12 protein-coding genes and 1 pseudogene are annotated in these 14,596 nt (G+C 45.8%); 9 read left to right on the top strand and 4 right to left on the bottom strand.

Features of this window, described 5'->3' with window-relative positions:
* Positions 1-14: 14 nt before the first annotated feature.
* Both ACXX53_RS01380 and ACXX53_RS01375 read left to right on the top strand, forming a co-directional pair.
* Positions 15-644, top strand: a complete 630-nt coding sequence (locus ACXX53_RS01380) for a hypothetical protein (RefSeq protein WP_458567646.1) — start codon at positions 15-17, stop codon at positions 642-644.
* A 75-nt stretch (positions 645-719) separates the two neighbouring features.
* Entirely contained in the window at positions 720-1,400 is a 681-nt protein-coding gene (locus tag ACXX53_RS01375; protein WP_458566809.1) for a formylglycine-generating enzyme family protein, read from the top strand.
* Positions 1,401-1,415: 15 nt separating this feature from the next.
* On the opposite strand, the gene ACXX53_RS01370 is transcribed toward ACXX53_RS01375, so the two are convergent.
* The gene (locus ACXX53_RS01370; RefSeq protein WP_458566808.1) at positions 1,416-2,081 is read right to left on the bottom strand and encodes a hypothetical protein; all 666 of its coding nucleotides are present in this window, start codon (positions 2,079-2,081) and stop codon (positions 1,416-1,418) included.
* A gap of 30 nt (positions 2,082-2,111) precedes the next feature.
* Positions 2,112-2,324, bottom strand: a pseudogene (locus ACXX53_RS01365) (IS1595 family transposase); the annotation flags it as partial.
* A gap of 117 nt (positions 2,325-2,441) precedes the next feature.
* On the opposite strand from ACXX53_RS01365, the gene ACXX53_RS01360 reads away from it, so the two are divergent.
* The 4 genes from ACXX53_RS01360 to ACXX53_RS01345 all read left to right on the top strand — a co-directional run bounded on the left by ACXX53_RS01360 (position 2,442) and on the right by ACXX53_RS01345 (position 5,718).
* Positions 2,442-3,008, top strand: coding sequence for a MarR family winged helix-turn-helix transcriptional regulator (locus ACXX53_RS01360; protein WP_458566807.1), 567 nt, complete (start codon positions 2,442-2,444; stop codon positions 3,006-3,008).
* A complete protein-coding gene (locus ACXX53_RS01355; protein WP_458566806.1) occupies positions 3,005-3,979 on the top strand; it encodes an alpha/beta fold hydrolase in 975 nt (324 codons plus the stop codon). The genes ACXX53_RS01360 and ACXX53_RS01355 overlap by 4 nt, the downstream gene beginning before the upstream one ends.
* A 145-nt stretch (positions 3,980-4,124) precedes the next feature.
* Positions 4,125-4,346: a hypothetical protein gene (locus tag ACXX53_RS01350; RefSeq protein WP_458566805.1), complete on the top strand. Its 222-nt coding sequence runs from the start codon at positions 4,125-4,127 to the stop codon at positions 4,344-4,346.
* Between the two features lie 316 nt (positions 4,347-4,662).
* A complete protein-coding gene (locus tag ACXX53_RS01345) occupies positions 4,663-5,718 on the top strand; it encodes an LLM class flavin-dependent oxidoreductase (protein WP_458566804.1) in 1,056 nt (351 codons plus the stop codon).
* A gap of 115 nt (positions 5,719-5,833) precedes the next feature.
* Here ACXX53_RS01345 and shc read toward each other — a convergent pair whose 3' ends face one another.
* Positions 5,834-7,735 carry a squalene--hopene cyclase gene (gene shc / locus ACXX53_RS01340; protein WP_458566803.1) on the bottom strand — a complete coding sequence of 634 codons (1,902 nt, stop codon included), beginning with the start codon at positions 7,733-7,735 and terminating at the stop codon, positions 5,834-5,836.
* 125 nt (positions 7,736-7,860) lie between these two features.
* On the opposite strand from shc, the gene ACXX53_RS01335 reads away from it, so the two are divergent.
* The 3 genes from ACXX53_RS01335 to ACXX53_RS01325 all read left to right on the top strand — a co-directional run bounded on the left by ACXX53_RS01335 (position 7,861) and on the right by ACXX53_RS01325 (position 12,863).
* Entirely contained in the window at positions 7,861-9,102 is a 1,242-nt protein-coding gene (locus tag ACXX53_RS01335; protein ID WP_458566802.1) for an alpha-L-fucosidase, read from the top strand.
* Between the two features lie 38 nt (positions 9,103-9,140).
* A complete protein-coding gene (locus ACXX53_RS01330; RefSeq protein WP_458566801.1) occupies positions 9,141-10,412 on the top strand; it encodes an alpha-L-fucosidase in 1,272 nt (423 codons plus the stop codon).
* 612 nt (positions 10,413-11,024) lie between these two features.
* Positions 11,025-12,863, top strand: coding sequence for a UbiD family decarboxylase (locus ACXX53_RS01325; RefSeq protein WP_458566800.1), 1,839 nt, complete (start codon positions 11,025-11,027; stop codon positions 12,861-12,863).
* Positions 12,864-12,974: 111 nt separating this feature from the next.
* Here ACXX53_RS01325 and ACXX53_RS01320 read toward each other — a convergent pair whose 3' ends face one another.
* Positions 12,975-14,357 (bottom strand): MFS transporter, encoded by a 1,383-nt coding sequence (locus ACXX53_RS01320; RefSeq protein WP_458566799.1) that lies wholly within the window; start codon positions 14,355-14,357, stop codon positions 12,975-12,977.
* Between the last annotated feature and the right edge of the window lie 239 nt (positions 14,358-14,596).

The raw sequence follows: 14,596 nt of genomic DNA, 5'->3' as shown, positions 1-14,596 counted from the left end.
AATGGGTGAATAAAATGACAAATGAAACCGTGAACAAGGAAACGTCGAACAACAGCAATGAAGAAACTGCTTCAGCAGAGAAATGGGCAGAACTGATTAACGCTGTACATCATAATGGCCTCGTTGCTTTGAGAACATACTATAATGATGTTCAAGCACAGGTGGTGAAGCACGAAGTTTACGGCCCTCTTTTTATTTTTCATGTGAAAGATGATGCGAATGACGGATATGTATGCGGATTCTTCCTACGTGAATTGGTCAATAAGTTCCAGTCGAGCGATAAGCCGGAAGAATGGATGGCATCCTTCTATGTTGACTTAATGAAGACCAAGGGTGGTAAGTTGCTGCCTAAATCTCCAGAGAACAAAGATGAAGCCAAAGCTCTTATTGATGAAGTACTCGTCCCGCAATGTATGGCGGCGGTCCAAGAAGAGTTCCAAGGGCAAGCTTTGGCCCGTTTGGAGTGGAATGAAGAGCATGGTCCAGTGTTCGAGGCTGGATTTCCAGCGATCAGCGAAGGAAATAACACCTGCGCAATTCCTGTCCATCTTTTGATGATGCATTTCCTGTTGAACCGGGATCCTTCCGAATTGATTCTTCAAGGGTTATATAAACTTCGGGAAGATCAAGGACTAGACGATTGATAAAAACGGCAGAAATGCCGTTTTTTGATTTGTTCCGTTAAAATTCCTTGTAAAGTTGGAGCTGGATGACGATAGATGTCAAACGCACTGGGTAGTCATGCTGAGTATCCATTGGTGAACATTCCTGCAGGTGAAGTTAACTTAAGGGACGATCGAATAAAGAAGACGTGGACGGTCCAGGTGAATTCTTTTTGGTTTGCACCGGTTCCTGTTACGAGAGCGTTATATAGCTCGATCATGCATAAGACAGTTGGATCTACTGACGAATCACAGGTCCCGGTCGTAGATGTCTCGTGGAATGATGCTATTCTCTTTTGTAATTTGCTTTCTCAGCACTCGGGTCTAACACAATGTTACACGATAAGTGATGATGGTGAACGTATCGAATGTAACTGGGAGGCGGATGGTTATCGTCTTCCTACAGAAGCGGAATGGCAGTATGCATGTAAAGCAGGATCGGGAGGATATCAGTACGGCGAGCTCGATGAAATAGCTTGGTATCAGGGAAACTCTGAGGGTAAGGTGCATGAGGTAGGTAAAAAGCTGCCGAATGCATGGGGTCTCTATGATATGTTAGGAAATGTGTGGGAGTGGTGTTGGGATATATACGATACGAATGTATACGGCTCCTACAGAATTTTCCGCGGTGGCAGCTGGGCGGAAGAGGCTAGAGGATGCGGGGCGACGTGCCGCCGCCGCAGTCACCCTACTTTTCGAATTGATGATCTCGGCTTTCGTCTGGCTAGGTCACAGTAGGGTAGCCACGATTCCCTATTCTTTTCCTGCTCCTGACAACACTAGTACCGTCGGATAATCAATAAACTTACCATCATGGGTTTGATATTTAAGCCCCTTGATTCCCTCTTCCATTTTCTCTGCTGTCTGCTCGTTTCCATAATTAAATTTATCTTGCTCCACGTTAGTAATAAGCCATTTTCCGCTATAATTCTCCAATGTGTACTTCTTAGTAGTTGCGGTGAACGGTTGATCTTTCAACCCTTTATTTTCAATCGTATATATATTGACTTGGTTGGACTGATTCCCTTTATATACATCCGATATGCGCACCGTTGCACTGAGTTTATCCAAGCCCGTTCCACGAATTAAAGCAAGCATACGTTCTTTATGTTTGTCATACTCCCCTTGCGACATATTCGCCAGATCATCTCGGGTGTATGTTACACTATCATAACCGAATACGATCTCATCGCTGATAGACACCCAGTATTCTTCACTTACAATTTCATTTACAGCTTCAAGATATTGTTTATACGATTTGTTAAAGTAAATAAGATCAAACTCACTCTCTTCAACTGTCTTCACATGTTCCACCAACTGCTGTTTCTCCGAACGTCCCATTGACGAATCAGAGGTACACGCCGCTAAAATGGTAATAAACAATAGAAGTAACCCACACAATAAACTTTTAAATCTCATTCCAATCCCCCTTTTTTTCCGCCCTTTAGCTTAACAAGAATAAGCAGATAGCAGAATGTCCGTGTCGGTCATATTAAACAAACACGATTTGACTAACATATTCTTCTTATTCGATGAGGTATTCTCATATTCCTTGCTGTCTAAATAACGAAACCAAACCAAATAATGTTTCAAATATTTGGTTGAAACACCATTGAAGCGGTCTATCCATTTCTTCAAGCGGCTGTGATAGCTGTTTACGTTAATGCTGCTTTTTTTTCTTTTTTTTGAAAATAGTCAGTATATTGACTTTATTAATTTCCATTGTTATCCTTTATTTAGACAATATAATGACTAAATAAAGAGGTGAGTCCGAAACTTATGGACATTCACAATGAATTATTTTTGATGCAGCAGACTTATGCCACCTTGTTCTCACTTGCCAATAAGATTCAGATTAAGGGTGATGCCTACTTAAAGAGTCTGACATCCAGGCAGTATATGGTGATGCTGGCTATTGCACATTTGCCGGAAGATGAAACTACGCTCAACAACATTGGAAGAAAATTAGGCACTACCAAACAAAGCGTCAAGCAAATCATCACGATATTGGAGAAGAAAGGGTACATTCTCATTACTCCCAGTCAGAAGGACAAACGCGCAGTCAATGTCAGTATCACAGAATCGGGAAAACAACTCATGTTGGAATCCACCGAAAATGGTATCTATTTATTGACTGATCTATTCGCGGAATTCTCATCAGAGGAACTAGAGCAGATGTGGTACCTTTTGAAGAAAATGTATCGTTTTGACGGTGAAGATCAGGATGGGTTTGAAGCTGAAGGCAATCTAGGGCCGGTTGAGAATCAAGATGAACTGCAAACAAGAGTGATGAAAGAGTTTGAAAGACGAAGAAACCAATCGAAAAATGGGGCGAGCGAAAGATGAAGAATAAATTGAATCGACTCATCTGTCTTGAAGAATATGTTCCCATCAATGGTATCAGTCAATATCTATTTCACTTAGGAACGAGCAGTGCTAATCCCGTGATGCTGTTCTTGCACGGAGGACCAGGCTCGGCAGAATCTCTATTCACAAGAGCATTTCAGGAAAAATGGGAGGAGATCTACACCGTTGTTCATTGGGACCAGCGCGGAACGGGGAAGACATTGACGAAGAATCCAGATAAGCTCCCTACGATTGATTTACTGATGCAGGATTTATTTGAAGTCATCCAATACCTGAAGAAGAGATACAACAAGCAAAAGATCGTTATACTTGGTCATTCGTGGGGAAGTGTCTTAGGTTCTGTGTTTATCAGAAAGCATCCTGATGAGGTAGCTTATTATATAGGCGCTGCGCAGGTTGTCAATATGCTGGAGAATGAGCAAGTCGGGTACAACAAAGTTAAGGAAATGATTGAACAATCCGGAGATAAAAAATCCTTTAAAAAGCTTGAGTCAATTGGTGAATATCCCGGAAATAGAATCGTATTTAACCGAGAATTTCTGAAAAAGTGCGAAAAGGTCAGACAGCTTCAAGGGAAATATAATTTGGCTATGAAAATCGATCTCGCGATATGGATAACCGTTTTCAAGAGCCCCATCTTCAAGTTTTCGGATATTATCGCATTTATGAAGATCTTCAAGGCCAATGCCAAGCTGCATGAATTTTTAGGCGATTTCAACCTCCGTACGGAACCAGCAGAATATAAAGTGCCCATCTATTACATATTGGGCGGGAACGATTGGCAGGCCCCTTATGTCATCGCGCAGCAATACTTTAAAGAGATCGAAGCCCCAAGTAAAGGGATATTCACGATTCCCGATGCCGGACATATGACCATGATGGAACAACCCGATCTGTTCTTTGATGCATTGCAGGAAATTAACAAGAGAGAAGAAATTATTCCATCCTAGTGAGATATTGAATAAGTAGCATGGTATCAAAATTGATTTTATAAGAGAAAAGTGTTTTGAAATTTAAGGCCAATGATTACTCAGCGGATTATGCATAGGAGGAAATACTTTCCTTGTGTCGAAATATGACAAGAGGAGGGGGGACATGGACAACATGAGTATTCTTGGACAGCTTTGGGAAATGACTGGACCACTAATCATCGCAACCATGAGTTGTGCAATGGCTGCGATGATTTGCGGACTAGCTATGAAATTAGTGCCAAACAGCAATGGGGCAGAAGGTATTAGAAGATCTGCTCCGTGGCTAATAGGAATTGTGTTTGTGGTAATGCTTATTGTTGAAAGTAAAGCATGGGGTTGGGTATAACGACGTTAATGACATGTCATCGCAACAATCAATACGACATTTATATCCCTATTAAATCGACGTCTGATCACTAGAACATCATAAATCCGCAAGTATATACGGAGTGAATAAGAGCCACGTCGATTGACGTGGTTTTTTGACATGCTACTCATGAACGAGCGTGTATGGAAAGCTGGAAATCGGATTGTTTCGCGCTATTGTCAAAAATTATGAATAATCAAATTTAAAATTCTAGAGTATAATGATATGTCATATGTTGTCTGTTTTACGTATAGAGATAACGATTACTGTGCAGGAAAGATGGAGGAAACGAAAAGTGGAACTTGGTATAAGCACGTTTGTCGAAACAACGCCTGATGTGGAAACGGGAGAGACGATAAGTCACGCTGAGCGATTACGTGAAGTGGTGGAGGAAATTGTACTTGCGGATCAGGTGGGATTGGATGTATATGGAGTAGGTGAACATCACCGTCATGATTACGCAGGATCATCACCAGCGGTTGTATTGGCTGCGGCAGCATCCCAGACTTCAAGGATTCGGTTGACCAGTGCAGTCATGATAATATCTTCTTCTGATCCAGTGCGTGTATTTCAGGATTTTGCTACACTTGACGGAATTTCAAATGGACGCGCAGAGATAATGGTAGGCCGTGGTTCGTTTACAGAGTCGTTTCCGCTATTCGGATGCGATCTGAAGGACTATGAAGAGTTGTTCAATGAAAAATTGGAGTTATTGTTACAGATCCAGAAGTCCGAAAAAGTAAGCTGGAGCGGAAAATTTCGACCAGCAATAGACGGTCTGGGCATTTACCCTCGTCCGGTACAGGATCCATTACCGATATGGATTGGCAGCGCAGGGAGCCCGGAGTCGGCGGTTCGCACAGGGGAACTGGGACTTCCATTTGTTCTGGCTATCATCGGAAATGTCAAGCCATTAGACTACGCATCGCAAGTGCAGCTCTACAAGAAGGCTGCGGCTCAAGCAGGCTATAATGTATCACAACTGACGATTGCGTCGCACTCCCATGGATTTGTAGCAGAGGATCAGCAGACGGCCATCGAGAAATTCTTCCCTTCCACGCATGCACGAACAAATGTGAGGGCAGTCGAGAAAGGCAAGCCTCCTTATCATCGTTCGGATTATGATGCAGCGTGCAGCTTTGAAGGTGCCTTGTACGTTGGGGACCCAGAAACAGTAGCTAACAAGATCATTCATCTTCGTAAGCATGTGGGGATTACACGATTCTTCTTGCATATGCCGCATGGCACGATGCCTCATGAGGATGTGATGCAGGCGATTAGACTATTTGGCACAGAAGTGGCGCCTCGGGTACGAGAAGAAGTAGCGCGTTGGGAAGCTGATAATCGCTGATCTTAATTGATCTGATACTGAGAATTATTCAGCAGTGTACATATAATGATGATAATTAGGGTTCAACCATAATTAGACCCTGAAGCACCGGGATTTCCCGGTGCTTTTTGATTTTTTAGTGGATTTGCGATCCCATGTATTTCGTTTTGTAATGACCCAGTGCAAGAAGCGGCCAGATGTACCGGTAGCTGTGATAGTGGATATAAAAGTTGCCTGGAAGACCGGCACCTGTCGGATAAGAGGTCTTCCAATCATTTTCGTGCAAGGATGCGATAAGTCTATGGATTCCTCGATCTATTGGTGGTGTTGTTTGCGGCTGAACAGCGATAAGGGCGTCAAGTGCCCAGGCCGTCTGAGATGGTGTGCTTTCTCCAAGCGGTACATAACGCATAAGCCGATCACTTTGACACGATTCCCCCCATCCTCCGTCTGCATTCTGTATGCTTAAGAGCCATTTAGCCCCTTTTTGCAGTACTTCATGGTTTGCCGGCAAGCCAGCAGCTCGTAAACCGGTTAATGCAGCCCACGTACCATAGAGATAACAAACGCCCCATCTTCCGTACCAAGAACCATCTTTCTCCTGATGATGAATCAACCATTTCGTTCCCCGTTTGATGAATTCATGCCGCGTATCAAGCCCGGCAAAGTTTCCGAGATACTCCAAGGCGCGACCGGTTAGATCCGCCTCCGAGGGATCTGTGGCAGCGGATTTGGCACCGTCGATGGCGAGCCAAGAGAACAAGACTTTGTTGGTGTTTTTTTCGAATGCCGGCCATCCGCCGTCATTATTTTGCATTGACAGAACCCAATTCAAGCCGCGATTCCACGATTCCCGATACGTTGGATCGATGCTCGACAAGCTATGGATAGCCCGTAAAGCTGCCGTTGAATCATCCACGTCCGGATTGATCGTATTCGACTCGGAAAACCCCCATCCACCGGGTACGGTACCCGGATTATGAATGCTCCAATCGGCGGTTTTATGCTGCTGTCTGGACAGCAGATACGAAGCAGCACGTCGAATCGACGTGTGATCACTGGAAGTCCCGGCACTCTGCATAGCGTAGGCGATTAGCGCTGTATCCCACACAGTAGAGGGGGAATTCTGAATTGTTGTTTTACCGTCAAAACGGCACTGCATGGCGGTGAGTCCATGAATGGCGTGTGTAATGATCGGATGCTGCTGATCGTATTTTAGAGCCAGCAAGGCGAAAATCATGAGAATCGTACTGCTGGCGTAGCTATAAAGAGTACCATCGGATTCGATACGCTGAAGCATAAACTGTTCCGCCTTGGTTGTGGCGGCTTCATGGATATAGCGGGGTGTGCCAATTAGTCTGCTTAAACCTGCTTGTATGTCGTCTTGCATCTCCCGATATCCTTGGGAGATAGGCTCATTAGTGTCAACACGCGGATCCAAGAGATCGGACAGATCAGGGGCATGATCTGAAGTAATCGAAAAACGCCTATCGGCCATGATGAGCACGGGAGTGAGATGAACCCTTGAGTAGCCGGAAAATTCAAAAAAGTTGATAGGAAAATAGCTAGGGAAGAGCAGTATCTCAAGGGGGATCGACGTGATCGACAAGGGCCATTTGATTTGCCCTGTAGCGGCGAGGATCGTTTTCGTCAATAAGCTGGTGACTTTTCCAAGTCCGCCTTTAGAACGTATATAACGTTTGGCTCGCTGAATCGGCTCGTCCGTCATTTTACTGTATCCGGAGTAGTGCAGGGCGTAATAAGCTTCAACTGATGCGGCTAAGTTCCCTTCCTCTTCATCAGGATACAATCTCCAGAAGCCGCCCTGCTGCTGCTCGTTTAGGATGCGGTCATGCAGTTGACGGATCAGAGCTTCGTTCTGTACGTTCAATATCCGAAAGAGAATGATGACATAAGCATCGATTATGATCCCATTTTCAAAACAAAAACGCCAAGATCCATCTTGATGCTGCTTCTGAATCAGGAGTGCTGTCAACCGCTTGATTTCCTCATCTACTGTGCTCATTACATTGCCCATTTCTGGGTACCTCCGAAGTCCGACTTTTATAGCATTATATGAGGTCGGGGAGGAGGAAATGAACTCGCGATCTAGAATCTAATGCACAAACTGATATCGGATTAGAATTAGAGGAGTGATCCAGGATGAACCAACATTTGCTGGCAAAGCCTACCCCTCAGCAATTGAAATGGCAGGATTTAGAGATGGGGATGTTTTGTCACTTTGGGATTAACACGTTTTGCGATCAGGAATGGGGAGATGGAACGGATTCTCCAGAATTGTTTCATCCAGATTCGTTGAATGCCACCCAATGGGTACGAGCCGCGAAGGAGGCTGGCTTCAAGTACTTGGTCTTAACCGCGAAGCATCACGATGGGTTTTGCCTATGGCCGACCAAAACGTCTGAATATTCCGTCAAATCAAGCCCGTGGAAAAACGGCAATGGCGACATCGTTCGCGAAGTGTCCGATGCTTGCAAAGAGGGAGGGATGTTGTTTGGGCTTTACTTGTCTCCATGGGATCGTAACGCCGCATGTTATCCTGACGAGGATGCGTACGATGATTTTTACTGTGAACAGTTGACCGAACTGCTAACTCAATACGGGCCGCTTGTAGAAGTTTGGTTTGATGGCGCTGGCTCGCAAGGCCATAAATACGACTGGCAACGCATTATCGATCTGGTCAAACAGTATCAGCCGGATGCGATGATATTCAATATGGGGGCCCCAACCATTCGTTGGGTCGGGAATGAGGACGGGCTCGCACCTTATCCGTGTTGGAATACAGCAGAGACTGCTAGGGAAAGCATGTTTACAGATGCCATGATGACTTGGTTGCCGGAGACACCAGCTTGGGTTCCCGCAGAATGTGATGTTCCCATCCGGAAGGATCACTGGTTCTGGCATCCGAATGACGAAGGCAGTCTACGCTCGTTGGACGATCTGATGGATATATACTACCGTTCAGTCGGCCATGGGGCCACGCTGCTGCTCAATGTCGCCCCAGATAATAGAGGACTGCTGCCGACCGTGGACGTAGAGCGGCTGAAAGAATTCGGCCGAGAAGTGCGCCGCCGGTTCTCCAAGCCTATTGCTGAGACATCGGGAGAAGGGGAGACGATTGTAGTCCAGTTGGAGCAAGAGACGGAAATCGATCATGCCGTGATCATGGAAGATTTGACGCATGGGGAGCGGGTGCGGGAGTACGTGCTTGAAGTATGGCAGAACGACGAATGGACCGAATTGCTCTGCGGCAGCGCTATTGGCCATAAGAAGATCGATCGTTTTGAAACAGTGAGCACAACAAAGCTCCGTCTGCGCGTTCTGAACAGTACTGATCGGCCATTGTTCCGCTCGCTCGCTATTTTTCATGTGGGAACGGTCTGATCTCGGATTTGAAATATACGAAAGTCGGGTGATCTATGATGAGAGCGAAACATCCTGAAGCGCAGTGGTTTGATGAGGCAAGATTCGGCATCTTTATCCATTGGGGACCTTACTCCCTACGTGAAATTGAGGCGTCCTGGCCACTTATGCCGTATAGCAGTCAGCATCTCGACGTGGATGTTTATGAAAGCTTAGCCGATGAATTCAATCCCTTGAACTATGATCCAAAGAGTTGGGCCAAAGCAGCCAAAGCGGCTGGAGCCAAATATGTCGTATTGACCGCCAAGCACCACGACGGCTTCTGTTTGTTTGATACGAAAACAACAGACTACAATGCTGTACAAAGAGGTCCCAAACGCGATCTAGTGTTGCCGTTTGTTGAAGCCGTGCGCAGTGAAGGTCTTAAGGTGGGGCTTTATTTTACGACAATTGACTGGCATGACCCCGACTTTGCGACTATTCCGATCTCAGCAGGTATTCAGTCTCCCAAACCGAATGTGTACGATCCCATGCGTTGGTGGGAATTTCACAAGAGATTCGTCGAGCAGTTGCGCGAGCTGTTGACCAATTACGGCAGGATCGACCTGATCTGGTTTGATGTTCCCGGCTTTGGAGCGGATCGCTGGCGGAGCAGTGAGGTCAAACAAATGATGCTCAATTTACAGCCGCATCTGATTGTGAACAACCGATTACCGGATGCTGGGGATTATGAGACGCCGGAGCAAATTGTTCCCGTACATCCTCCAGATGAATGGTGGGAGACCTGTATGACGATGAACAAGCAGTGGGCCTATCATTCGGACCCGACCTGCTACAAAAGTACGCTTACCCTGCTTAATACATTGCTAGAGGTTTCAACCAAAGGTGGTAACCTGCTGCTGAATGTCGGTCCCCGCCCAGACGGCACATGGCCTGAGGAAGCACTGGAACGTCTGGAGGCGATCGGAACATGGCTGAGACACTCGGGTGAAAGCATCTACGGATCCAAAAGAACACCCGTGCATTTTCCTCCTTGCTTCTATGGTCCAATTACAGTCAAAGACAATACAGTTTATCTGCATGTAAAGGATATCCCTCGTTTCCCGCTGGAGCTTCGCTGCATCCAAGGCAAGGTGAGGGATGTAAGACTTCTCCGGACAGGCAAGCCACTTACTTATCGAGTGGAAGAAACCTCTGGCTGGGGGGCGGACGGCGAGCAACAGGTCAGCCGGGTGTGGATCGACCTAGCACCTGAGGATTGCGATGAATGGAATACCGTTGTAGCCGTTGATTTCGAGGATAAACCAGAGTGGCCCGAGGTGAGAAAGTGAAAGTGCTTTTTTATCTGATTTACCTTACGAAACTTCATGACAATAAGGAGAGGAAAGACATTATAAGCGGCAGCGCGAATACCACGTTTAATCAGATTCGTTGGTTTCAAATCTACAATTGGCTCAAAGGACACAAAAGCGAATTAATTGAAGCTATATTGGACGTATCCATGATAGATAGGCGAATTACTGGTCGTAAGGCTTCTATATTGGAGGTATACACTATAAAATCAGAAAATCGCGCCAATTGCTCTCTTTTTGCTCAAAGTTAATGTATAAATCCAATATAGCAGCTGATTGAGCTAAAAGTTAGGTTCTATCCTGTACAATATCCAGTATAGGTGCGTGGCACTTTCGGTAGAGCCCCATTAAGAGAATAAAGCTCTGCATTGTTATATTTCTCGCGTATCTCGAGGAGATGCAGTTGAACGATAGCAGACGATTCGTATCGCAAGACTCATATCGGGTGGATGACTTTACTATCATCAAAGCCGTGATGCCCATTCCATATGGAAGTTCATTTGAAGTTTGATATAATAAGGGTTATTAAATATGAAAGTGAATGAGCTTGTGGAAGCGGGTTCACGTTCTTCAAGAGATTGGAGTCATACAATGAGATATCGCAATTTAGAGCAATGCATTAACGATTTAGAAAAGCACGGGCATCTGGTTCGCGTACATGAAGAAGTTGACCCTAATCTGGAAATGGCAGCTATACATCTGAAAGTATATGAGGCTGGCGGTCCAGCATTGTTATTTGAAAATGTGAAAGGTTCGAAGTATCGCGCGGTATCCAACCTCTTCGGAACGATGGAGCGCAGCAAGTTTATATTCCGGGATACGTTTGAACGGACACAGGACGTCATCGGTCTTCGCAACGATCCGGTCAAAGCGCTTAAGAATCCATTTAAATATATCGGAACGGGGTTAGCAGCTAGAAAGGCTCTGCCTCTCAAACAACCGGGCGGTCTTCCAGCAGGATTCCAGGAGATCCAGATCTCTGACCTTCCGCTAATTAAACACTGGAAAGAGGATGGAGGAGCATTTGTCACCTTGCCTCAAGTGTATTCGGAAGATCCGGAGAAGCCGGGAATTATGAATTCTAATCTGGGAATGTACCGTGTACAGCTGAGCGGCAACGAATATGAGATGAACCGAGAAGTCGGGATTCACTACCAGATCCATCGGGGGATTGGCGTTCACCAAGCCAAAGCTAATAAGCTGGGACAACCTCTTAAGGTGAGCTGCTTTATTGGCGGGCCTCCTGCACATACGTTATCAGCGATAATGCCATTGCCTGAAGGTATGAGTGAGCTGACTTTTGCGGGATTGCTATCAGGGCGCCATTTCCGATACAGCTATGTGGATGGATATTGTATTAGTCATGATGCGGACTTCGTGATCACTGGAGAAATACACCCTGGTGAGACGAAGCCGGAAGGACCGTTTGGCGATCATTTGGGCTATTACAGTCTGGTTCATCCTTTCCCTGTGATGAGGGTGCATAAGGTGTATGCCAAGCAACAATCCGTCTTTCCGTTTACCGTCGTTGGTCGGCCGCCGCAAGAGGATACTTCCTTCGGTGAATTAATACATGAGCTGACAGGGGGAGCGATCCAGCAAGAGATCCCTGGGGTAAAAGAAGTTCATGCGGTCGATGCCGCGGGTGTGCATCCATTGCTGTTTGCCATCGGAAGCGAACGGTATACGCCATATCAGCAGGTAAAGCAGCCAGCGGAGCTTCTGACGATAGCCAACCGGATATTGGGAACAGGTCAATTGAGTCTCGCGAAGTACTTATTCATCGCGGCTGAAGAGAAGCAATCGATAAGTACGCATCATATTGAGGATTTCTTAGCCTATATTTTAGAGCGGATTGATCTTCAGCGAGACATTCATTTTCAGACGAATACGACGATTGACACCCTTGATTATTCAGGGACAGGCTTGAACACGGGGAGCAAGGTCATATTCGCAGCAGTAGGAGATCCGCAAAGAGAACTGTGCCGTGAGGTTCCAGACCAATTGAAGGGGATTCAAGGGTTTGAACATGTTAGTATGATCATGCCGGGTATTGTTGCGATGCAAGGACCTGCATTCACGACTTACGCGGATGCGAAGCAGGAAATTTACGATCTCTGTGGTGCGATTCGTGAAAAGGGTTCGCTCAGCTCATGTCCGATGATCATCTTATGTGATGATAGCGACTTTATGAGTGCGAAGATTGACAATTTCCTGTGGGCTGCATTTACACGGAGCAATCCTTCCCATGATATATACGGCGTGAACAGCCGCAATGAGCACAAGCATTGGGGCTGCGATAATGTCATTATAGACGCTCGTACGAAACCGCATCAGGCGCCGCCATTAATTCCAGATCCAACGGTTGAACAGAACATCAAACGATTATTTGTTAAAGGTGCCAGCCTAGGTCAAATTCCAGTCTCATAATTAGCGAGTCAGGGATTCGTTCTGCACGGATCTTGGCTACGGTGTACAAACAAAAAGCATGCCAGAGTTGGCATGCTTTTTTGCTGCAGGTGGACGCTTTTATGATATATGTTAGTTCGATGGTTTTCCAGCATTTTTAGGAACCATGAGTAGGATCGAGAGGATCGCAAGAATGCCGAAGATGACGTTGACGATAATTCCGGCGGTTGCTGCTGACTCTACACTGCCGAAGGAATTAATCGTACCATAAACTGTGGCTGAGATCGCAACACCAAAGGATGAGCCGAGTGAGCTCGCCATCTTGTATACTCCTGCTGCTTCCCCGATCTTATCGGAAGGAGCATTGGCGACAGAGGTATCTGTAGATGGAGTCGCATAGATGCCTAGACCAAGGCCAAATAAGGCAAACCCAATGAACACCATGACGTTATAGGCCGTGTCCGGCAAAAATGTAAGTCCCATGAGTGCGATACCAACAGTTGTGATAACGGCCCCCCAGATCATGGGCAGCTTCGCGCCAGCCTTTTGCAGCATCTTCTCCCCAACGCGAATCATCGTCAAGACGGCTATGACATAACCGATGGACAACATCCCCGATTGGAAAGCTGTGAACCCGCGGCCAACTTGAACATAAATATTTGCCACGACAAGTGTTCCCGCTACTGCATTTAACAAAAAGTTGGAATACGTCGCACCCGCGTACGGTTTGTTTCTGAACAATGAAAAATCGATAAGCGCTACATCTTTCTTGGATTCCACTTTGATGAAGAGGATGAAGCCAACGATGGCGACGACTGCGCATCCTAATGTAAGCGGGCTTGTCCAGCCCCAATCTAATCCGCGAGTAATGAAGAGGTTTAATGGCAGCATGGTAATAACGAATATGACCAAACCCGTATAATCGAATTGAATAGGGCCTTTTGATTGCACCTTGCTCTCCGGAGTGTCTTTAAGCAGGATCATGCCAAGGATTGTAATCAGTATCGATAAGACATATATCCATCTCCAGCCTATGTATGTGGCAATGGCACCACCGACAAGCGAACATATTCCTGATCCGCCCCAAGAACCGATGGACCAATAACTGAGAGCACGCTGACGATCTGGACCTTTACAATAAGCCTTGATAAGCGCGATCGTAGCGGGCATGATGCACGCTGCTGATAGACCTTGAATGATTCGGCCGATAATAAGCAACCCGGCGCCTTGCGCCAATACAAGCATCAAGGAACCAATAATGCTTAGTATGAACCCGATATAGGTTATTTTTTTGCGTCCAATCTTATCCGCGAGTCCTCCCGCAGCAACAATGAACATCCCCGAGAACAGCGAAGTTAAGCTGATTGCCGTATTCAACCTTCCTAAGGATATTCCTATATCCGATTGAACAGCTGGAACGATGTTAACCATGGCTTGTGCAAAGAGCCAAAAGGTAAGCACACCACATACAATTCCCGCTATCATCTTGTTTGTGCCTATATAGGCTGATTCCATGATAGACTGACCTCCTTGATTTTCACCCTATATAAGACGAACAAAGCTATTGCTAGCTATTAGTTTTACTACTTGATTATAGATAAACTCTGAAAACAATGCAGGGTCCTTATTATTCCATTTTCATAACGTATTCTATACCCAAGAGTTTGAACTCCTATCCAAGGCTTTTTGCGGAGATTGAAATGAAATAGGTATGAGCAGCATATTAAATCTGATTGTGGGAAATCTATCCTTAA

It is taken from the genome of Paenibacillus marinisediminis (assembly GCF_054343325.1).
Note: the sequence above shows the minus strand (reverse complement) of the source record. Positions and strands in the feature narration are given on the sequence as shown.